This window comes from Pseudonocardia sp. ICBG1142 (assembly GCF_020496255.1).
GTDB lineage: Bacteria > Actinomycetota > Actinomycetes > Mycobacteriales > Pseudonocardiaceae > Pseudonocardia.
The window spans coordinates 1,798,322-1,819,632 of the sequence record NZ_JAHLJC010000030.1; the positions used below are offsets into that span (position 1 = coordinate 1,798,322).

General features: G+C 75.0%; 14 protein-coding genes and 1 pseudogene. 2 read left to right on the plus strand and 13 right to left on the minus strand.

The genetic code is table 11. From position 1 onward, the window contains the following. Positions 1-271: 271 nt before the first annotated feature. The 7 genes from KPL59_RS22720 to KPL59_RS22750 all read right to left on the minus strand — a co-directional run bounded on the left by KPL59_RS22720 (position 272) and on the right by KPL59_RS22750 (position 11,718). A complete protein-coding gene (locus tag KPL59_RS22720) occupies positions 272-1,495 on the minus strand; it encodes an ISAs1 family transposase (protein WP_226351754.1) in 1,224 nt (407 codons plus the stop codon). Between the two features lie 105 nt (positions 1,496-1,600). Further along, complete coding sequence (locus KPL59_RS22725; RefSeq protein ID WP_305080562.1) at positions 1,601-5,986, minus strand: SDR family NAD(P)-dependent oxidoreductase; 4,386 nt, start codon at positions 5,984-5,986, stop codon at positions 1,601-1,603. A 60-nt stretch (positions 5,987-6,046) separates the two neighbouring features. Next, on the minus strand, positions 6,047-7,084 hold the full coding sequence (locus KPL59_RS22730) for an NAD(P)-dependent alcohol dehydrogenase (protein ID WP_226352640.1): 1,038 nt from the start codon (positions 7,082-7,084) through the stop codon (positions 6,047-6,049). Continuing rightward, positions 7,081-8,526 carry a mannitol dehydrogenase family protein gene (locus KPL59_RS22735; RefSeq protein ID WP_226361899.1) on the minus strand — a complete coding sequence of 482 codons (1,446 nt, stop codon included), beginning with the start codon at positions 8,524-8,526 and terminating at the stop codon, positions 7,081-7,083. Before KPL59_RS22735 ends, KPL59_RS22730 begins: the two co-directional genes overlap by 4 nt. After that, entirely contained in the window at positions 8,523-9,737 is a 1,215-nt protein-coding gene (manD, locus tag KPL59_RS22740; protein ID WP_226359514.1) for a D-mannonate dehydratase ManD, read from the minus strand. Before manD ends, KPL59_RS22735 begins: the two co-directional genes overlap by 4 nt. After that, complete coding sequence (locus KPL59_RS22745; RefSeq protein ID WP_226361900.1) at positions 9,734-10,723, minus strand: 2-hydroxyacid dehydrogenase; 990 nt, start codon at positions 10,721-10,723, stop codon at positions 9,734-9,736. Before KPL59_RS22745 ends, manD begins: the two co-directional genes overlap by 4 nt. Further along, positions 10,720-11,718: a LacI family DNA-binding transcriptional regulator gene (locus KPL59_RS22750; protein ID WP_226361901.1), complete on the minus strand. Its 999-nt coding sequence runs from the start codon at positions 11,716-11,718 to the stop codon at positions 10,720-10,722. The genes KPL59_RS22745 and KPL59_RS22750 overlap by 4 nt, the downstream gene beginning before the upstream one ends. A gap of 72 nt (positions 11,719-11,790) precedes the next feature. Here KPL59_RS22750 and KPL59_RS22755 point away from each other — a divergent pair, with 72 nt between their 5' ends. Beyond that, the gene (locus KPL59_RS22755; RefSeq protein WP_174525508.1) at positions 11,791-12,291 is read left to right on the plus strand and encodes an Lrp/AsnC family transcriptional regulator; all 501 of its coding nucleotides are present in this window, start codon (positions 11,791-11,793) and stop codon (positions 12,289-12,291) included. Here the strand turns inward: KPL59_RS22755 and KPL59_RS22760 are convergent. The 5 genes from KPL59_RS22760 to KPL59_RS37115 form a co-directional block, all read right to left on the minus strand. After that, the gene (locus KPL59_RS22760; protein WP_226361902.1) at positions 12,279-13,421 is read right to left on the minus strand and encodes a DUF3500 domain-containing protein; all 1,143 of its coding nucleotides are present in this window, start codon (positions 13,419-13,421) and stop codon (positions 12,279-12,281) included. The genes KPL59_RS22755 and KPL59_RS22760 overlap by 13 nt on opposite strands. A 67-nt stretch (positions 13,422-13,488) precedes the next feature. After that, the gene (gene acs, locus KPL59_RS22765) at positions 13,489-15,387 is read right to left on the minus strand and encodes an acetate--CoA ligase (protein ID WP_226361903.1); all 1,899 of its coding nucleotides are present in this window, start codon (positions 15,385-15,387) and stop codon (positions 13,489-13,491) included. Positions 15,388-15,438: 51 nt separating this feature from the next. Further along, on the minus strand, positions 15,439-16,527 hold the full coding sequence (locus KPL59_RS22770) for a DUF3500 domain-containing protein (protein ID WP_226361904.1): 1,089 nt from the start codon (positions 16,525-16,527) through the stop codon (positions 15,439-15,441). Positions 16,528-16,555: 28 nt separating this feature from the next. Then, the gene (locus KPL59_RS22775; protein ID WP_226361905.1) at positions 16,556-17,251 is read right to left on the minus strand and encodes a response regulator transcription factor; all 696 of its coding nucleotides are present in this window, start codon (positions 17,249-17,251) and stop codon (positions 16,556-16,558) included. Continuing rightward, the gene (locus tag KPL59_RS37115; RefSeq protein ID WP_226361906.1) at positions 17,248-18,375 is read right to left on the minus strand and encodes a histidine kinase; all 1,128 of its coding nucleotides are present in this window, start codon (positions 18,373-18,375) and stop codon (positions 17,248-17,250) included. Before KPL59_RS37115 ends, KPL59_RS22775 begins: the two co-directional genes overlap by 4 nt. A 232-nt stretch (positions 18,376-18,607) precedes the next feature. Between KPL59_RS37115 and KPL59_RS22785 the strand changes: the two genes are divergently transcribed. Continuing rightward, positions 18,608-18,877: a hypothetical protein gene (locus KPL59_RS22785; protein ID WP_226361907.1), complete on the plus strand. Its 270-nt coding sequence runs from the start codon at positions 18,608-18,610 to the stop codon at positions 18,875-18,877. Positions 18,878-18,947: 70 nt separating this feature from the next. Here KPL59_RS22785 and KPL59_RS22790 read toward each other — a convergent pair. Then, positions 18,948-21,298 (minus strand): annotated as a pseudogene (locus KPL59_RS22790) (ATP-binding cassette domain-containing protein). Positions 21,299-21,311 lie beyond the last annotated feature (13 nt).

A 21,311-nucleotide genomic window follows, 5' to 3' on the forward strand; every position in this document is an offset into this window, starting at 1 on the left:
CCCCGCGCACGCCGGTCCGCGCATCGGGCGGACACCCTACTCCTGCACGCACCCAAACCCCGAGCAGGCAAATGCTAAACCCATCCTGCGACACCCTCTGAAGTCGCAGCTCCAGCAGAGTGGACGCCGAAACAGGCGCCACTGCCTCCCCTGTACGGAAGGAGACGCCCGTCCGTAATAATAAGCGCGGGAAGCTCGCATGAAAAGGCACCATAAAAGGCACAGGACTCTCGCCCAGGGCGACCGCGGAGCCAGGGCCCCGGCAAAGTCGCTAGATGATCTTGTAGGTGGTCAGTGGTCGATGGGGGTCGCGGGCGTGGTGGCGGAGTGCTGCGGCGATGTTGCTGACGCCGTGCAGGCGTAGCGCGGTGATCGCGAGGTTCCGCAACGCCGACATGACCTGCGGGGCGTGACCGGTGTGGGCGGTGGCGCGGTCTTCGTCGAAGCAGACATCACGGACCCAGTGCAGGCGATTCTCGATCGACCAGTGCCCACGGATCCAGCGGGCGAGCAGTCCTGGATCGGCGTCGGTGCTGGTCAGGCTGGTGATCGCGTAGGCGGTCTCGGTTCTCCACTTCCCGCCAGGCCGCAGTGGGCGACGCCGGCGCACCAGCTTGATCGCCTGGGATGCGTGGGGGAAGAACTCTGCGCCCAGGTCGGGACAGGGGTGCAGGCTGACCACGCTGATCGTGCGGGTCTCGACGCGGCCGTGCCCACGCCCGCGTTGACGATCAGCGACGCCGATCTGGGTCCAGGGCAGCGCCCGTACCCGTGCCAGCAGCGTGGGCTGGTTCGCTTTGATCGTCATCAGGTAGTGCCCGCCGCGGCGGTGTAGGTAGTCGGCGTGGGCTCGCTGGGTGTGCAGAGCGTCCGCGGTGACCAGTACATCGTCGAGGTCGAGGGGGTCGAGCAGCGCGGTGAACGCGGTGATCTCGCTGCCCTTCTCTGCGACCTGAACCTGGCCGAGCACGCCACCGCTGGTCTGGTCGAGCACCGACACCAGATGCGGGAGCCAGACCCTGCCGTCGGCGGCACGGACGCGGGCGCCGCGCAGGGTCTTGCCGTCCAAGGCCAGCACGCGACGCTGTTCTCGCCGGGGTGTGCCCTCCGCCGCCGGCTGGGCGCTGAGCTGGGGCAACACCCAGGACTGCAACGCCGCCTCCAGCGCCGAGGCGTCGACCCGTTGCAGGACCCGGCGGATGGTCGACTCGTGCGGAGCGACCGCGCCCACCCCGAGCACGTCCAGCACGGCGCGGCCGACGTCATGGGCGTACTCGGCGATCGCGGTGAACGACCGGGCCCCCGCCAACACCGCGCACGCCCCCAGTAGCAACACCGCGAGGACACCGTGGCGGACACCGCGTGGTTTCCGCGGGTCCGGCACTCGCGACAGGGCCTCCACCAGCGACAACCCCGCCGCCTCACCGACCGGCGCGGCTCTCCCCGCGTCAGGACCGACCTCCAGGCCTTCCAGAGCAGCAACGATCGGAGACACTGACACTGCGGACACAGGCTTCCTGACGTGAGCAAGGATTCGACACCCTCATGATCACGCCAAGCCTGTGTCCGCACCCACCCCCACCCCCCACATCACCGCAGCTCAGGACCCACCCATCACGACTTTGCCGGGGCCCTGGGGGGTCACCTGCCCGGCCGCGGGCTCCGCGACGGGCGGCGGCTCGGGTGCGGCCTCCAGCACGACGTGGGTGTTGGTGCCGCTGATCCCGAACGAGGACACCGCGGCCCGGCGGGGCCGCCCGGTGTCCGGCCACGGGGTCCGCTCGGTGCGCAGCCGCACCGCCCCGGACGACCAGTCCACGTGGCCGGAGGGCTCGGTGACGTGCAGGGTGCGGGGCAGCTCGCCGTGCCGCAGCGCCTGCACCGTGGCGACCACGCCGACCGCGCCGGCGGCGGCCTGGGTGTGGCCGAGGTTGGACTTGACCGACCCGAGCAGCAGCGGGTGCTCGCGCTCCCCCCGCCCGTAGGTCGCCAGCAGCGCGTGGGCCTCGATCGGGTCGCCGAGCACCGTGCCGGTGCCGTGCGCCTCGACCGCGTCCACCTCGGCTGCGGTCAGCCCGGCCGCGGCCAGGGCCGCCCGGATGACCCGCTGCTGGGCGGGCCCGTTCGGGGCGGTCAGCCCGTTGGAGGCGCCGTCGGAGTTCACCGCGGAGCCGCGCAGCACCGCGAGGACCTCGTGGCCGCGGCGGCGGGCGTCGGACAGCCGCTCCAGCACGATCACGCCGACGCCCTCGGACCAGGCGGTGCCGTCGGCGTCGTCGGAGAAGGGCTTGCACCGGCCGTCCGGGGCGAGGCCGCCCTGCTGGGTGAACTCCATGAAGGCGCCGGGGGTAGACATGAGCTGCACGCCACCGGCGAGGGCCAGCGAGCACTCGCCGGCGCGCAGCGACTGCGCGCCGAGGTGCAGCGCCACCAGCGCCGAGGAGCACGCGGTGTCGACGGTCATCGCGGGGCCCTCCAGGCCCAGGGCGTAGGCCACCCGGCCGGAGGTGACGCTGGCCGAGGTGCCGGTCCCGGAGTAGCCCTCCATGCTCTCCGGCGAGCCGAACAGCAGGTGCGCGTACTCGGCGCCGCCGGTGCCGACGAACACCCCGGTCGGGGTGCCGCGCAGGGCGGTCGGATCGATCCCGGCGCGCTCGCACGCCTCCCAGGACGCCTCGAGCACCAGCCGCTGCTGCGGGTCCATCGACAGCGCCTCGCGCGGGGAGATCCCGAAGAACTCCGGGTCGAACTCGGCGATCGAGTCGAGGAAGCCGCCGCGGGCCGTCGCGCTGGAGCCCGGCCCCTGGCCGGCCAGCGCGGCGAGGTCCCAGCCGCGGTCGGTGGGCAGCGGACCGGTGGCGTCGCGCTCCTCCACGAGGAGCTGCCACAGGTCCTCCGGGGACCGGACACCGCCGGGGAACCGGCAGCTCATCCCGACCACGACGACGGGGTCGTCGTCGGTGGCGCGGGCCGGTGCGGCGGCCGAGGTGTCCGCGGGGGCATCCGGGTCGCCGAAGAGCTCGCCGAGCAGGTGCGCGGCGAGCGCGTCGGGTGTCGGGTAATCGAAGACGAGCGTGGCGGGCAGGCTCAGCCCGGTGCCGGCGGTGAGCCGGTTCCGCAGCTCGACCGCGGTCAGCGAGTCGAGTCCGAGCTGGCGGAACTCGGCGGTGCCGTCGAGGCCCTCGGGCGAGGCGTGTCCGAGCACGGCCGCGGTCTCGGCGCGGACCAGGGCGCGGACCGCGTCCGGCCGGTCGTCGGCGGCGAGGCCGGTGAGCCGGTCCCTGGCGCGGCCGTCCCCGCCGCCCGCGGCGGTGCGCCGGGTGCGGACCAGGCCGCGCAGCAGCGGCGGCACGGTCGCGGCGTCCGGTGCCGGTCCGGCACCGCTGCCCGCGGTGACCCGGGCGGGGACGACGACCGGGTCGTCGACCAGGGTGGCCGCGTCGTAGAGGGCGAGGCCCTGCTCGAGCGACAGCGGCGGCATCCCGGACCGTTCCATCCGTTCCAGGGCCGCGGCGTCGAGCGCCGCGGTCATGCCGGTGGTCGGCGCCCAGGCACCCCAGGCCAGGGAGACGGCGGGGAGCCCGAGCCCGCGGCGGTGCTGGGCCAGTGCGTCGAGGTAGCCGTTGGCCGCGGCGTAGTTGCCCTGCCCGGCGCTACCCATGACCCCCGAGACCGAGGAGTAGAGGACGAACGCGGTGAGGTCGAGCCCGGCGGTCAGCTCGTGCAGGTGCCAGGCGGCGTCGACCTTGGGGGCGAGCACGCGGTCGAGCCGCTCCGGGGTGAGCGAGCCGACGACGCCGTCGTCGAGGATCCCGGCCGCGTGCACCACCGCGGTCAGCGGCCGCTCCAGACCGGCGAGCACCGCGGCGAGAGCGTCGCGGTCGGCGACGTCGCAGGCGTGCACCGCGACCTGCGCCCCGCCCGCCCGCAGGTCGGCGACGAGCTCGGCCGCGCCGGGCGCGTCCGGGCCGCGGCGGCTGACCAGGGTCAGGTGCCGCGCGCCGCCGTCGACGAGGTGCCGGGCCAGCTCGGCGGCCAGCCCGCCGGTGCCGCCGGTGATCAGCACGGTGCCGTCCGGGTCGGGCCCCGCCGGGACGGTGAGGACGATCTTGCCGACGTGCTGGGCCCGGCTCATGAACCGGAACGCCTCGGGAGCCCGGCGCACGTCCCAGGTGCGGGTCGGGAGCGGCTCGATCGCACCGTCGGCGAACAGCACCAGCAGGGCGTCGAGCATCTCCCGGATCCGCTCCGGGTCGACCTGACCGAGGTCGAAGGGCCGGTAGACGATGTCGGCCGGCAGCGAGGCCGGGTCGCGCAGGTCGGTCTTGCCCATCTCCAGGAACCGGCCGCCGGGCCCGAGCAGCCCGAGCGAGGCGTCGACGAACTCGCCGGCGAGCGCGTTGAGGACCACGTCGACGCCGCCGAACGCGCTCGCGAAGCCGAGGTCGCGGGAGGAGGCGATGTGGTCGTCGGCGACGCCGAGCGAGCGCAGCACGTCCTGCTTGGCCGGGCTCGCGGTGGCGTACACCTCGGCGCCCAGGTGGTGGGCCAGCTGGATCGCCGCCATGCCGACGCCACCGGCACCGGCGTGCACCAGGACCCGCTCGCCCGGCTGCACACCCGCCAGGTCGACCAGGCCGTGGTAGGCGGTGAGGAACACCAGCGGGACCGAGGCGGCGCGCTCGAACGACCAACCGTCCGGGATCCGGGCGAGGTGCCGTTCGTCGGCCGTGCCGAGCGGGCCGAACCCGCCGAACAGCATGCCGGCCACCGCGTCGCCGACCGCCAGCGACGTGACCTCCGGCCCGGTCGCGACGACCACGCCGGCGGCCTCGGCGCCGAACATGCCCGCCTCGCCCGGGTACATGCCCAGTGCGTTGAGGACGTCCCGGAAGTTCAGGCCGGCCGCGCGGACCGCGACCCGGACCTCCCGGGCGCCGAGCGGGCCGTCGGCGTCGGGCGCGGGGGCGAGGGTGAGCGCGGCCAGGCTGCCGCCGCCGGCGGTGTCGAGCCGCCACGGGACGCCCACCGGGGGCAGCAGTCCCGAGGTCTCGGGCCGGGCCCGGTCCAGCCGCGCGGCGAGGATCCCGGTCCCGCGGACGGCGACCTGCTGTTCGTCGGCCCGTGCGAGCGCCGCGGCGAGCACCCGCGGCGCAGCGGCCTCGGCGGGCAGGTCGACGGTGTCGGCGGGCAGATCGACGACGAGGAACCGGCCGGGGTTCTCCGCCTGTGCGGACCGGACGAGACCGGTCGCGGCGGCGGCGGCGAGGTCGGTGACCGGATCGCCCGCGCCCGCGGCACCGCGGGTGAGGAAGACCGTGCGCGGTCCGTCCGGGTCGGCGACGGCGCCCTGCAGCACCGCGAGCACGGCGTGGGTGCTCGCGCGGACCGCGTCCGGGGTCGTGCCACCGGCCACACCGGCGACCACGAGCTCCGGCGTCCCCCCGTCGGCGACGGGGGCGCCGAGCGCGGCGGTGAGCGCGTCGGCCACCCCGTGGACGTCCGGGCCGTGCAGGGCCCAGCGCACCGGCTCGGGCATCCCCGGCGGGACCTCCAGCGGTGTCCACCCGGGCCGGAACAGGGACTCGGCGGTGCGTGTCCGCGCCGGGTCGGCCGGGGCGGTGGGCTCGCGCAGGGCCAGTGAGTCGACCGACAGCACGGGGTCCCCTGCCGCGTCGGCGGCCTCGACCCGGACGGCGCCGTCCCCGGCGTGGGCGACCCGCACCCGCAGCAGCGGGGCACCGGTGGCGTGCAGGGTCACTCCGGACCAGTCGAACGGCAGCCCGCGGGGTGCGTCCGGCAGCAGTGCCGCGGCGTGCAGCGCGGCGTCGAGCAGCGCGGACGCGGTGCCGTAGATGACGAAGTCGTACTGCTCCAGGGTGGTGCCTACCAGGCCTGCCCACGCGGCCCTGCGGGTCGCCCGCGGGTCGGCAGGGCGGTCGGCGGCCCTGACCGTGTTGTCCGGTGTGGTTCCGCTCGTGTCCATACGTCCTCGGATGGATCGGGCCCCGCTACGGGGCGGTGGTCGACGGGTGGGGTGGGTCGCTCATCCGCGCGGACGGACGACGACCTTCAGGTGGCGCGGATCGGCACCCGGGGCACGGAGCGCGGCGGGTGCCTCGTCGAGGGCGAACCGGCCGGTGAGCACACCGGCGAGGTCCACCCGGCCGGATGCGGCGAGCCCGACGGCGGTCGGGAACGCGTGCGCCGAGCGGAAGGAGGCGTTCAGGTCGATCTCCCAGCGCTGCATGAGTGCCAGCGGCAGGCCGTCGACGGACGGCGGCGCCTGCCCGACGACGGTCGCCCGGCCCGCCGGGGCGAGCGCGTGCATGCCCTGCCACAGCGCGGCGGGCACCGCGGAGCACTCCAGCAGACGGTCGAAGGCGGCGGCCGGCAGGTCGTCGCGGGCGGTGTTGACGACGGCGGTCGCGCCGAGCGCGGCTGCACGGTCGAGCCGGGCGTCGTGCACATCGGTGACGACGACGTCGTGCGCCCCGGCGGCCCGCGCGACCTGCGCGACCAGCACACCGATCGGCCCCGCCCCGGTGACCAGTACCCGGTGCCCGGTCACGACCCCGGCGCGGCGCACCGCGTGCACGGCCACGGCGAGCGGCTCGACCAGGGCAGCGGTCTCGGTGTCGAGGGTGTCGGGCAGCGGGTGCACCGCGCGGGCAGGGACCACCCGGTAGCCCGACATCGCCCCGTGCGTGGGCGGCGAGCCGAGGCAGGTGCCTGCGGGGCACAGGTGGTAGGCACCCGAGCGGCAGGTCGGGCACGTCCCGCACCCGACGGCGGGCTCCACCGCGACCCGGGTCCCGACGGCGGGACCGTCGACGTCGTCGCCCAGCTCGACGACCACACCGGCCGCCTCGTGCCCGAGCACCATCGGGGCGCGCAGCACGTTGCGGCCGTTGCGCCCGTCGGTGAAGTAGTGGACGTCGGAACCGCAGACCCCGACCGCCTCCACGGCGACGAGCACCTCCCCGGGTGCGGGCCGGACGACCGGGATGTCCTCCACCCGGAGGTCGAAGGCGGCATGCAGCACGGCCGCGCGGGTGCGATCCGGGATCACGGGAGCGGTCATGCGGCGGTCCTCCCACCAGCGGCCTCGGCGACGGCGGCGTCGACGCCGTGCCGGGTCAGGACGATGAACAGGTCGGTGACGCGGTCGGCGAACCCGGGTCCGGGCTCGCCGCCGAGCAGTGCGCAGGCCGCACGGACGTGGTCCGCGGCCGGGCCGGTCGCCGTGGCGGCGAGCCGCTCGCGGGCCGGCTCGTGCATCGCGGCGGCATGCGGGCCGGGGTCGTACCCCGGCGGCGGCGCGACGCAGGCCAGCCACGCGGCGACGGTGAGCGCCAGGTGATGGGGCATGCGTCCGGCGGCCACGTGCTCGGCCGCCGGGCCCGGGACCCGCTGGGCGAGTTTCAGCGAGCCGTCCGAGCCGACCTGGCGGGTGCGGTGGCCGAGCGCGGTGTTCGACCAGCGCTCCACCAGCCGGGCGGCGTAGGCGTCGATGTCGACGCCCGCGGGCACCGGGACGGTGGGCCGGTACTCGTCGTGCAGGACCCGCTCGGCAGCGGCGCGGACGGCCGGGTGCGCCATGGCACCGGGGATGAGGTCCTGCCCCGCCAGTGCGCCGAGGTAGGCCAGCAGCGAGTGGGTGCCGTTGAGCAGCCGCAGCTTGAGCAGCTCGTAGCCGGCGACGTCGTCGGTGAACACCGCGCCCGGGACACCGCGACCGGCCGACTCCCAGGCCGGGCGGCCCGCGGCGAACCGGTCCTCCAGCGCCCACATGCTGAACGGCTCGGCGGGGACCGGGACGGCGTCGTCGACACCGGTGAGGCGGGCGGCGGCGGCCCGGGTGGCGTCCGTGGTCGCGGGGACGATCCGGTCCACCATGCTGTTCGGGAAGGTCACCCCGGCCAGATAGGCGGTGAGCTCCTCGCGCTCGGCCTGGGCCATGGCGTGGGCGAACCCGTGCACCAGCCGGGCGGTGGTGTCGCCGTTGCCGAGCAGGTTGTCGCAGCTCAGCACGGTGACGGGAGCCGCGCCGGCGCGGGCCCGGTGCAGCAGCCCACGGGCGACCAGGCCGATCGCGGTGCCCGGAGCGGCGTCACCGCGCAGGTCGGCGCGGACACCGGGGTGGTCGAGGTCGAGCCCGCCGGTGACCGGGTCGAGCGTGTAGCCGTGCTCGGTCACCGTGAGCGAGACGATCCGGGTGCCGGGGGCGGACAGCGCGGCCAGCACCGCGTCCGGCTCCCGGGCGGCGACCCGCACCCCGGTGTGCACGGCCGGGACGACGGCGCGCTCCCCCGCCGGGGAGATCTCGACGACGGCGTAGCGCAGGTCCTGGGCGACCATGGCGTCGGCGACGGCGGTGCTGCGCGGCGCCACGCCCAGGACCCCCCAGGGCCCGTCGGCCGCGTCGAGCGCGGCGGCGGTGTGCACGGCCTGGTGGGCGCGGTGGAAGTTGGACAGTCCGAGGTGGACGATTCCGGGGTGCTGCCGGGCCGGCACGGCCCTCACCAGTCCGTCATCGAGCCGTCGCGACGGCGCGCGACCGGCAGCAGGGCGGGCTCGTAGGGGAACCGGGCGGCGAGCGCCTCGTCCACGTCGACACCGAGCCCGGGGGCGTCGCCGGGGTGCAGGTGGCCGTCGACGCAGCTCCAGGCGTGCCGGAACACCTCGTGTGCCGGTCCGGGGTGACCCATGTACTCCTGGATCCCGTGGTTGGGCGTCGCGAGCGCGACGTGCAGGGCCGCGGCCATCGCGACCGGCGACACGTCCGACGGGCCGTGCGGGCTGATCCGGACCTGCCACGGGTCGGCCAGTGCCGCGAGCCGGCGCAGGGAGCTGATCCCGCCGGCGTGGGTGACGGCGGCCCGGGCGTGGTCGATGAGCTGCTCGGTGATCAGCTGCTGGAACTCCCAGATCGTGGAGAACACCTCGCCGATCGCGAGCGGGGTCGTGGTGTGGGCGCGGACCCGGCGCAGGACCTCCTGGTTCTCGCACGGAGTGACGTCCTCGAGCCAGTACAGGTCGACCGGCTCCAGCGCGCGGCCGAGCCGGGCCGCCTCGATCGGGGTGAGCCGGTGGTGGGCGTCGTGCAGGAGCGCCAGCTCCGGCCCGGTGTGCGCCCGGACCTCGGCGAGCGCGGCCGGTGCGTGGCGCAGGTAGGCCGCGGTGTCCCAGGTCTCCTCGGCGGGCACGGTGCCCCGGCCGGCGGGCTCGTAGCCCGGGCCACGACCGACGCCGTAGACGGTGTCGAGGCCGGGCACCCCGGTCTGGACGCGGACCGCGGTGAACCCGCGCTCGACGGCCGCGTCGACGGCGTCGCACAGCTGCGCGGTCTCCCAGCCGGTGGCGTGGGTGTAGGCGCGCACCCGGTCCCGCACCGCGCCGCCGAGCAACCGGTACACCGGCAGCCCCGCGGTCTTGCCGAGGATGTCCCACAGTGCGAGGTCGACGGCGCCGATCGCGGTCATGGTGACCGGGCCGCGCCGCCAGTAGGCGCCCCGGTAGAGGTACTGCCAGGTGTCCTCGATGCGCCCGGGGTCCCGGGCGACGAGCTGCGGGCACAGGTGTTCGCGCAGGTAGGCGGCGACGGCGAGCTCGCGGCCGTTGAGGGTCGCGTCGCCCCAGCCGACGACGCCGTCGGCGGTGGTGAGCTTCAGCGTGACGTAGTTGCGCCCGGGTGAGGTCAGGAGGACCTCGGCCGCGACGATGCGGTCGCTCACCGGGCCACCGCCACCACGTCGCGCAGCTCCTCGCCGGCGACGAGCCGATGCACGTTCGCGCCGATGTCGGCGGCCCGGCCGAGGAAGGTCTGGCGGGTCAGTCCCGACGAGTGCGGGGTCATCAGCACGTTGCCCAGCTCGGCGAAGGGCAGCGACGACGGCGCGGCGTGGGTGCTCCCGGCGGGCGGGTAGCCGTACCAGACGTCGATCGCGGCACCGCCGATGGCGCCGTCGCGCAGGGCCGCGTAGAGCGCGTGCTCGTCGACGAGCGGGCCACGGCCGACGTTGACCAGTACGGCTCCGGGGCGCATCGCGGCGAGCTCGGATGCGCCCAGCAGCCCCTCGGTCTCCGGGGTCAGCGGCGCACTGACCACGACGACGTCGGCGACGGCGAGCAGCTCACCCAGCCGGTCGGCGGTGCTGCCCGCCCAGTCCAGGCCGGTGGCGGTCGCATCGACCGCGCCGCGCCGGGTCACCGCGACACCGCGGGCGCCGAGTGCACGCAACCGGTCCCAGACGCGGGCCCCGATGTGCCCGAAACCGACGAGGCCCACGACGGCACCGGACAGCGAGTCCACCCATGGCGCGGACGGGTCGTAGGCCGGGGTGGGCCACTCCCCCGCCCGCAGTGCGCGGTCCTGGGCGAGGAACCCGCGGCGCAGCAGGATCGTGGACGCGAGGACGTACTCGGCGATCGAGTCCTCGTGGTGGAAGGTGTTCGCGACGACGCACCCGACGGGCAGCGCGTCGACCACGATCCCGTCGGTCCCGGCACCGGCCGCGTGCACCAGCCGCAGGTCCGGCCCGGCCACGCCGACCTCCTTCGGGCACCGCCCGCCGATCAGGACCTCGGCGCCGGCCACCGCCTCGGCGACGGCGGCGGTGTCGCGCGCCGGGGGCCAGACGATCTCGCTGCCCACGGGGAGCCCGGCCTCCAGCTCGGCACGGACCCCGAGCAGGTTCTGGTCGGCGACGACGATCTTCACGGGGTGACCTCCAGGGCGACGCGCACCGGGGCGGTGGTGCCGCGGACGACGAGATGGGTGGGCAGACGGATGGCACGCGGCGCGGTCCGCTCGCCGACGGCAGCCCGGCCGAGGATCTCCAGGGCGAGCGTCCCGGCGCGGTCCATCGGGGTGGCGACGCTGGACAGGCCCGGATCGGACAACGCGGCGAAGGGGATGTCGTCGAAGCCGACGACCGACAGGTCGTCGGGCACCCGCACGCCGAGCGCGCGGGCGCCGGCGAGCAGGCCGAGGGCGACGAGGTCGTTGTGGGCCACGACCGCGGTCGCGCCGCTGGCGAGGACCCGGGCGGCGGCCGCGGTACCGCCGTCGACGGTCTCGGTGTGCCAGCCGAGCAGGTCCAGCTCCAGGCCGTACTCGGCCACCAGCGCGCGGAGCAGCCCGGTGCGGTGCTGATTGGACCAGGAGTCCCGGCGGCCCTGGACGTAGGCGATCCGGCGGTGCCCGAGCGCGTCGAGGTGGTCGACGGTCTGGCGCAGCCCCTGCTCGGAGTCGGCGGTGACGCAGTGCCCGCCCGCGACCTCCCGGTTGACCAGCACCGACGGCGTCGCCCCGACCAGGTCGAGCACCTCGGCCCCGTCGAGACGCGACGAGTGGACGACGACGCCGTCGACCCGGCCGCGCAGGTCGGCGATGGTCTCGCGCTCGCGCTCCGGGTCGTAGTCGGTGTCGGCGACGACCACCGTCGTCCGGCTCTGCCTGCCCCGGGCCTGCGCCGCCTTCACGAAACGGGAGAAGACCGGGTTGGCGATGTCCGGGACGATCGCGGCGACGGTCGAGGTGGCGGGTGCCGGCGACGTCTCGACGGCCCGCGGTGCGTAGCCCAGCTCCTGGGCCGCGGCGAGGATCTTCCGGCGGGTGTCGGCGCCGAGCCGGTCCGGGTCGGAGAAGGCCCGCGAAGCCGTGGACAGGGCGACGCCCGCCGCCCGGGCGACATCGGTCAGGGTGGGTGCCACGGAGGGAGCGTGCCGTTCGTTGCGCAAGCTTGTCAACGCTTGCCAACATCTTGCCAACGATAGGCTCGCCAGGTGCTGTCCCTGGACGCCCTCGACGTCGACCTGCTCGCCGCGCTGCGCGACCGGCCGCGGGCCGGGGTGCTGGAGCTCTCGCGCACGCTGCGGGTCGCCCGCGGGACGGTGCAGGCACGGCTGGACCGGCTGGAACGTGCCGGGGTCGTCACCGGGTACGGCCCGGACGTCGACCTCCCGGCTGCCGGGTACGGCGTGCAGGCGTTCGTGACGCTGGAGATCGCGCAGGGCGAGCTGGGCGACGTCGCCGCCGAGCTCGCGGCGCTGCCCGCGGTCACCGAGGCGTACGCGACCACCGGCTCGTCGGACGTGATGTGCCGGCTCGCGGCGTCGTCGCACGAGGACCTGCAGGACACCCTGCTCGCGCTCGGCCGCTCCCCGCTGGTGGCCCGCTCCACCAGCGTGGTGGTGTTGTCCACCCTGGTCGCGCCGCGGTGGCGGCCGCTGCTGGAGCGTGACCACCGGGAGGGCCCGAGCCGGGCACCCGCCTACCGGGACTGACCGCCTCGGCCGAGGTGGTGCGCCGCCCGGTGCGCGCCGAGCACGTCGAGCCCGAAGTCCGCCGACGGGTCGCGCCACACGGAGTGGGCGTGGTTGGCGTCGCGCTGGGTGTTGTCCCACTCGATGAGCAGCCGTGGTCCCTGGACGCGGTAGTAGTTCGGGGCGCCGTCCTCCAGCGGTCCCGCCCAGGCGAGGTGCACGGCGTCGAGCGCGGCGGCGTCGTCGTAGCGGGAGATCGGCTGCAGCGGCTCGGCGACCCGCTCCAGGTAGGTGCCCAGCAGTGCGCGCAGCATCTCGCGGCCCTCGGCGTCCAGGTCGGACGCCGGCACGCCGGCCGGGGTGCGCGACAGCGCGACGGCCTCCTTCTGCGCGTCGGTGAACGCGGCCCGCTCCTCGATGGCCTCGCTCATGTCGTCGAGCGCACGCTGCTGCTCGGGGTCGGCGAACGCCCGGGTGCGCCAGATCCCCGCCAGCGGGATCCAGTTGTCACCCTCCTGCGGGTCGGTGCGGTTGGCCGCGACGAGGTCGGGCGGCGCCTTGTCGAGCAGCACCGCCCGCTCGCGCAGCTCGGCCGGCAGCGCGCGGACCAGGTCGCGGGCCAGGTCCTCGACCCGGCCCAGCGGGCGGAGCACGGCGTCGCCGAGGAGCTCGGAGGTCGCCGGGTCGGCACCCAGGAAGCACGGGGTGGAGGCGACCACCACCCCGTCGACGACCAGCATGTTGATCGACACGTGGTGCCCGCCGAAGCGCCAGCCCCAGGTCCCGATGTCCCCCGGCTCGCCGAACACCCGCAGGTAGTACATCTGCGGGTCGCGGCCGCGGGTGCGGTCGAGGACGTTCTCCAGCCCCATCACCGTCGCGACGGTCACGTACGCCGCCCGCGACAGCCCCGAGCCGACGAGCTTCATCGCGGCCCGCTGCTGCGGCGGGAGCTGGTCGTGGAAGGTCAGTCCACCGTGGTCAGTGGGGGTGTAGAACCAGCGGCGGCGCTCGGCGTCGGCGTCGTCGTCACCGGTCGGGGCGTGCCCGACGGCCGTCTCCCGCCGGCCCGGGTCGAGGGTGTCGAGCCAGGCACGCGCGGCCTCGGCCATCGCGGTCGCCGTCTCGCGGGTGTCCGCAGCACCGATCATGCCGCGAGACGCTAGCGACTCCGGGCAGACTCCACCGGGAGGACGGCTACGTCGACCACGGCCCGACTCAGGTCCGGCGGTACCCGGCCGCCAGCTCCACGAAGGCGGCCGGGTCCACCAGCGACGTCGTGTCGCCGGGCTCGCGCCCGGCGGTCACGTCGAGCAGCAGCCGTCGCATGATCTTGCCCGACCGGGTCTTCGGCAGCTCCGCGACGAGGACGACCTCGCGGGGCCGGGCGACCGGCCCCAGTTCCCGGGCCACGTGCGCCCGCAGCTGTTCGGTCAGCCCGTCGGTCGGGCCGTCGGTGACGGTCACGAACGCGACCACGGCCTGCCCGGTCGTCGGGTCCGGCGCCCCGACCACGCCCGCCTCGGCGACCCGTGGGTGGCTCACCAGCGCGGACTCCAGCTCGATCGAGCCGAGCCGGTGGCCCGAGACGTTCATGACGTCGTCGATGCGGCCCTGCAGCGTCACGTAGCCGTGCTCGTCGATCACCGCGCCGTCGCCCGCCTTGTACCAGCCCTGCTCGGCGTAGTCGGCGAAGTAGGACGCGCGGAACCGCTCGGGGTCGCCCCAGACCGTGCGCGCCATCGACGGCCACGGACGGTCGATCACCAGGATGCCGCCCTCGCCGGGGGCGCAGGTGCGCCCGTCACGGTCGACCACCCGCACCGACAGGCCCGGCAGCGGCCGGGTCGCCGAGCCCGGCACCAGCGGCGTCACCCCGGGCAGCGGCGCGCAGATCGCCGCGCCGGTCTCGGACTGCCACCAGGTGTCGACGATCGGGCAGCGGCCGCCGCCGATCACCTCGTGGAACCACCGCCAGGCCTCGGGGTTGATCGCCTCGCCGACGCTGCCGAGCAACCGCAGCGAGGACAGGTCGTGGCGCGCGGGCACCTCCGGACCCCACTTCATGTACGTCCGGACCAGGGTCGGCGCGGTGTAGTACACGGTGACGCCGTACCGGGCGATGATCTCGAAGTGCCGGCCCGGCTCGGGGGTGTCCGGGGTGCCCTCGTAGATCACCTGCGTGACACCGTTGGACAGCGGTCCGTAGACCTCGTAGGTGTGCGCGGTGACCCAGGCGAGGTCGGCGGTGCACCAGTAGACGTCGTCGGGCTTGTGGTCGAAGCAGGCCCACGCCGTCCAGGACGCCTGGGTGAGGTAGCCGCCCATGGTGTGCAGCAGGCCCTTGGGGGTGCCAGTGGTGCCCGAGGTGTAGACGAGCATGAGCGGGCTCTCGGCCGGGTGCGCCTGCGCCTCGTGGACCTCGGGTGCGGTGTCGACGACGTCGTGCCACCACACGTCGCGGCCGGGGGTCCAGTCGACCTCCGAGCCGGTCCGCCGGATGACCAGCACGTGCTCCAGCGAGTCCACCCCGGACGCGGCCTCGTCGGCGTTGGCCTTGACCGGGACGGCCTTCCCGCGGCGGTACTGGCCGTCGGTGGTGACCAGCAGCTTCGCGGCACCGTCAGTGATCCGGAACCGCAGCGCGGACGGGGAGAACCCGCCGAAGACCAACGAGTGGACCGCCCCGATCCGGGCGCAGGCGAGCATCACGACGACGGTCTCGACCAGCACCGGCAGGTACACGACGACCACGTCGCCGCGCCCGACCCCGAGCGCGGTGAGCGCGTGCGCACAGCGGGCGACCTCGCGCTGCAGGTCGGCGTAGGTGACGGTGCGCCGGTCCCCCGGCTCGCCCTCCCAGTACAGCGCGACCTTGTCCCCCGCACCGGCCTCGACGTGCCGGTCGACGCAGTTGCGCGCGACGTTCAGGGTGCCGTCGGCGAACCAGGTGACCTCGGGCCACCTGCTGCCGTCGTAGCCCTGCTCGGGCACGCGGTCCCACTCCAGCCGGCGGGCCTGCGCACACCAGAACGCCTCGGGGTCGGCGGCCGCCTGGTCGTAGGTGGCGGCGGTGACGTTGGCGTGCGCGGCGAGGTCGGGCGGGGGCGGGTACATGCCCCGATCCTCACCGCCGGGCCCCCGCGGCGCAGGCCGTCGTGAGGGGACTCACCGGTGGGCGAAGGCCCGGTGGTGGTCGTCGAGCAGGTCCACGCCGAAGTCGTTCTCCGGGTCCCGCCACACCGAGTGGGCGTGGTCCGCGCCGCCCTGGGTGTTGTCCCACTCCAGCAGCAGCCGCGGCCCCTGCAGCCGGTGGTAGTGCGGCTCCCCCGCCTCCAGCGAGCCCGCCCAGGCCACGTGGACCTCGTCGAGGGCGGTGTCGTCGTCGTAGCGGGCGGCGGGTGAGACCCCAGCCGGCGCCCGGTCGAGGTAGGCCGAGAGCAGTCGGCGCAGCAGGGCACGGCCGCGGTCGTCGAGCGCGTTCGCCGGGAGCCCGCGCGGCACACCGGTCAGCGCGACGGCCTCGGTCCCCTCGACCGGGTCCACCGGGCCGGGTGGGCTCTCCCGTCGGATCGCCGAGGTCGGCAGCGGCCGGTCGCCCGGCGCGACCAGCGGCCGGTTCGCCGTCACCAGGTCCGGTGGGGCCCCGCCGGGCAAGACCACGGTCTCCAGGAGCTCGGGTGGCAGGCCGCGGACGATCTCCCGCGCCAGGTCCTCGGTCGGTCCGAGCGGGCGCGCCACCCCTCCGCCGAGCAGCGGCGTCGTCGCCGGGTTCGCGCCGAGGAAGCACGGCGTGGCCGCGGCCACCCGCCCGTCCACGACGAGTGCGTTCACCGACACGTGGTGGCCGCCGAAGCGCCAGCCCCAGGTGCGTCCGCCCGGGTCGCCGAACACCCGCAGGTAGTAGAGCGCCGGGTCCCGGAACCGCTCCCGGTACGGGCGGGTCGGCCAGTCCTGCGCCCGGTCCAGGACGTTCTCCAGCCCCATGATCGTCGCCACGGTGGCGTAGCCGGCCTCGGACAGCCCCGACGCGACCAACCGCATCGCGCGCTGCTGCTGGACCGCGGTCTGGGCCGCGAGGGGCAGTCCACCGTGGTCGGTGGGGGTGTAGCACCAGCGACGGCGCTCGGCGTCGGCCCCCGCGTCACCGGTCGGGCCGGCGCCCCGGGCGGGGCCGAGCCGGTCGTCGTCCAGGGTGTCCAGCCAGGCCGCGGCCGCGTCCGCCATCGCCCCGGCGACCGTCTCGCTCGTCGTCACCCCGGCCACGCTAGTGGGCCGGGCGGGGTCAGTCCGTCGCGTCGCGGACGAGCAGCGCGATCTGCACCCGGTTGTCCAGGCCGCGTTCGCGGAGCAACCGGGAGACGTAGGACTTCACCGTCGCCACCGACATGTGCAGCTCGGCGGCGATGTCGGCGTTGGAGCCACCCCTGGCGACGGCCTCGGCGACGTCGCGCTCCCGGTCGGCGAGCCGGTCGAGCCGGGCCCGGGCGGCGCGCCGGCGGTCGACCGACCCGGCGCCGCCGCCGCGGACGATGCCGATCAGCCGCCGGGTGATCGCCGGGGACAGCACGGCGTCGCCGTCGGCGGCGGCGCGGACGGCGTCGACGATCCCCTCGGGCGCGGCGTCCTTGAGCAGGAACCCGCTCGCCCCGGCGCGCAACGCCCGTACGACGTGCTCGTCGGCGTCGAACGTGGTCAGCACGACGACGGTCGGGGCGTCGGGCCGCGACGTCACCTCCCGGGTCGCCGCGACGCCGTCGACGCGACGCATCCGCAGGTCCATCAGCACCACGTGCGGCCGCCCCGCGGCGACGGCGGCAGGCACCTCGTCGCCGTCACCGGCGTCGCCGACCACCTGGATGCGCCGCACCGGTCCGGTGCCGTCGCCGGGCAGCGCGTGCCCGTCGAGCATCACCCGCAGGCCGGAGCGGACGAGCGGGTCGTCGTCGACGAGCAGCACCCGGATCGCGGTCGCGGTCATTCCGTCTCCTCCCGCCACGGCAGCACCGCGCGCAGCTGGTGGCCCGACGGCGTCGGGCCGTGGGTCAGCGTCCCGCCGGCGAGGGTCTCGACCCGCTCGCGCAGCCCGACCAGGCCGGTCCCGGCACCCTCGGGTGTCGTCCCCGCCGCAGACGTCCCCGAGGTGACGGTGACGGTGAGGTCCCGGCCGGGCCGCCCGTCGAGGGCGACCTCCACAGGGGACCCTGGCGCGTGCCGGGCGGCATTGGTCAGGCCCTCGCGGACCACCCGGTGCACGACCCCGGCCAGCGGGCGCCCTGGCGGGCACACCGTCAGCAGCGCCGTCGACCGGAGACGGACGTCCGCACCGACCGCGCGGGCCTCGGCGACGAGCTCCTCGACCGCTCCGAGGTCCTCGATCTCGTCGGGCACGTCGCCGGTGGGCTCGTGCAGCACCTGCACGATCGTGCGGAGGTCCTCCATCGCGCGGTGCGTGGTGTCGCGCAGCACCTGCGCGGTCTCGCGCACGGTGCTGGCGGGCAGGTCCCCACGCAGCGCCAGCGCCCCTGCGTGCACCGACAGCAGCGACAGCCGGTGCCCGAGCCGGTCGTGCATCTCCCCGGCGATCCGGCGACGCTCGTCGGCGCGGGCCTGCTCCTCACGCACCGCCCGATCGGCCTCGGCGCGGGCGAGCCGCTCGCGCAGGTCGTGGACCATCGCGCGGCGGATCCCGGTCAGCAGGCCCGCGGTCGCCGAGATCCCCTGGAACGCGACGGCCCCGCCGAGCAGCACGAGCGCCGTGGCACCGTCGGGAGCGTCGCGGTACAGCGTGATCGCGGCCGTCCCGACCGCCAGGGCCAGCACCGGAAGCGTCTCCACCGCGCGGCGCCGGGTCGCGATCACGAACACCCCGACCAGCGGCAGGTAGGTGGCGACCGGCGACACCAGCGGCCCGAGCACGGCCACCACCGCGAACACCCGCGGCATGCGATAGCGCACCGCGATCGAGCCGATCATCAGCACGCCGACGACGAGCAGCGACCACTGCAGGGCCCCGGCGACGGCGTACGTCCCGACGACGGTCAGACCCCCGGCGAGCACCGCGACCATCAGCACGGCGGAGATCACGGCGGGACGGACCGGCACCCGTCGACCATAGGCGGCGGACCGGCGCCGTCCAGCAGGTTTCCGCTCGAACGGGACGGCCACCGGTCCACTCCTGTCTCCCGACCCCCCGGGATCGACGGTCAGCGTGCCGGGGGGCCGCCGGTGGCGCACCCGCCGAAGGTCCTGCGCACCGCGACCGAAGTCGCCCGCGCCGCGTCACCCGGAGTCACGTCACCCGGAACGGGTCACCCGGAATGAGTACGATTCGGACATGCCGGAACCGCACAGCCACCGCGAGAGCGGGCAGCACGTCATCGAGCACGCGCTCGACCGCCTCGAGGCGGCCGACAAGGCGCAGGACTACCCCCAGGCGACCGACGGCCACACCGCCGCCACCGCCTACGCGGTGAGCGCGCTCTACCAGGAGATGCGCCACGGCGACGACCAGCTCGCGGCGCTCATCTCCGCGGTGCAGGAGCAGACCGCGGTGCTGCGCGAGATCCGGGACTCGTTGCGGGACGGGAGCCGCACCGGAGGGTGACCGGAGAGCGACGGCCCCGCCCGCGATCCGGTCCGGCCGGCCGCCGCGGACCTCGTGCCGCGGGGCGTCCTCAGGCGCCGACGTAGGCCGCCAGGTGCTCCCCGGTCAGCGTCGACCGGTCCACGACCAGCTCGGCCGGGGTCCCCTCGAACACCACGGTGCCGCCGTCGTGCCCGGCGCCGGGGCCCAGGTCGATGATCCGGTCGGCGTGTGCCATCACGGCCTGGTGGTGCTCGATGACGATCACCGAGCGGCCGCCGTCGACGATCCGGTCGAGCAGCGCGAGCAGCTGCTCGACGTCGGCCAGGTGCAGCCCGGTCGTCGGCTCGTCGAGCACGAAGGTCCCCCCGGACTCCCCCAGGTGCACCGCCAGCTTGAGCCGCTGGCGCTCCCCGCCGGACAGCGTCGTCAGCGGCTGGCCCAGGGTGAGGTAGCCGAGCCCGACGTCGGCGAGGCGCTCCAGGATCCTGTGCGCGGCCGGCGTGCGGGCCTCGCCGGCCCCGAAGAACTTCTCCGCCTCGGCGACCGGCATGGCGAGGACCTCGCTGATGTCGCGACCGCCGAAGGTGTAGCCGAGCACCGAGGCGTCGAAGCGGCGGCCGTCGCAGACGTCGCAGGTGGTGGCGACCCCGGCCATCATCGCGAGGTCGGTGTAGACGACGCCGGCGCCGTTGCAGTTCGGGCAGGCGCCCTCGGAGTTGGCGCTGAACAGCGCGGGCTTGACGCCGTTGGCCTTCGCGAACGCCTTGCGGATCGGCTCCAGCAGCCCGGTGTAGGTGGCCGGGTTGCTGCGCCGCGATCCCTTGATCGCGCCCTGGTCGACGACGACCACCCCGTCGCGCCCGGCGACCGACCCGTGGATCAGCGAGCTCTTGCCCGACCCGGCCACCCCGGTGACGACGGTGAGCACGCCCAGCGGCACGTCGACGTCGACGTCCCGCAGGTTGTGCCGGTTCGCCCGGCGGATCTCCAGGTACCCCGACGGGGTCCGGACGGTCGGCTTGAGCGTCGCCCGGTACTCCAGGTGGCGCCCGGTGAGCGTGCCGGAGCGGCGGAGCCCGTCGAGGTCGCCGGTGTAGACGACGTGGCCGCCGTCGGCGCCGGCCCGCGGCCCGAGGTCGACGACGTGGTCGGCGATCGCGATCGTCTCCGGCTTGTGCTCGACGACGAGCACGGTGTTGCCCTTGTCGCGCAGCCGCAGCAGCAGGTCGTTCATCCGGGCGATGTCGTGCGGGTGCAGCCCGATGGTGGGCTCGTCGAAGACGTAGGTGACGTCGGTCAGCGACGACCCGAGATGCTTGATCATCTTGGTGCGCTGGGCCTCGCCGCCGGACAGCGACCCGGACGGCCGGTCCAGCGACAGGTAGCCGAGCCCGATCTCGACGAACGAGTCCAGGGTCGCGCGCAGCGAGGACAGCAGCGGGGCCAGGGAGGGCTCGTCGAGGCCACCGGCCCAGTCGGCGAGGTCGGAGATCTGCATGGCGCAGGCATCCGCGATGGAGATCCCCGGATCTTCGACGACCGGGCGAGCTCGGAGAGCCGGGTGCCGTCGCAGTCCGGGCAGGTGCGGAACACGATGGCCCGGTCGACGAACGCCCTGATGTGCGGCTGCATCGCCTCGCGTTCCTTGGCCAGGAACGACTTCTGGATCCGCGGGATCAGCCCCTCGAAGGTGACGTTGACGCCGTCGACCTTGATCCGGGTGGCCTCCTTGTAGAGCAGGGCGTCGCGCTGGGGCTTGGTGAAGCTGCTGATCGGCTTGTCGCCGGGGAAGAAGCCGGAGTTGGCGAAGATCCGGCCGTACCAGCCGTCGACGGAGTAGTTCGGGATCGTCAGGGCGCCCTCGACGATCGACTTCGACTCGTCGAACAGGGCGGTGAGGTCGAAGTCGGACACCGAGCCGCGGCCCTCGCAGCGCGGGCAGGCGCCGCCGACGATCTCGAACTCGCGGCGCTGTTTGACCTGCTGGCCGTTCTTCCGGACGGTCACCGCACCCGAGCCGCTGATCGTCGCGACGTTGAAGGAGAACGCCTTGGCCGGGCCGGCGTAGGGCTTGCCGAGGCGGCTGAACAGGATCCGCAGCAGCGCCCCGACGTCGGTGGCGGTGCCGACGGTGGAGCGCACGTCGCCGCCCATCCGCTCCTGGTCGACGATGATCGCGGTGGTGAGGCCGTCGAGGACGTCGACGTCGGGGCGGCCCAGGTTCGGCATGAAGCCCTGGACGAACGCGCTGTAGGTCTCGTTGATCATCCGCTGGGACTCGGCGGCGATGGTCGAGAACACCAGGGAGCTCTTGCCCGAGCCGGACACCCCGGTGAACACCGTGAGCCGGCGCTTGGGCAGCTCGACGGAGATGTCGCGCAGGTTGTTCTCGCGCGCACCGTGCACGCGGATGAGGTCGTGACTGTCGGCTGCGTGCATGGTGGATCCCCCG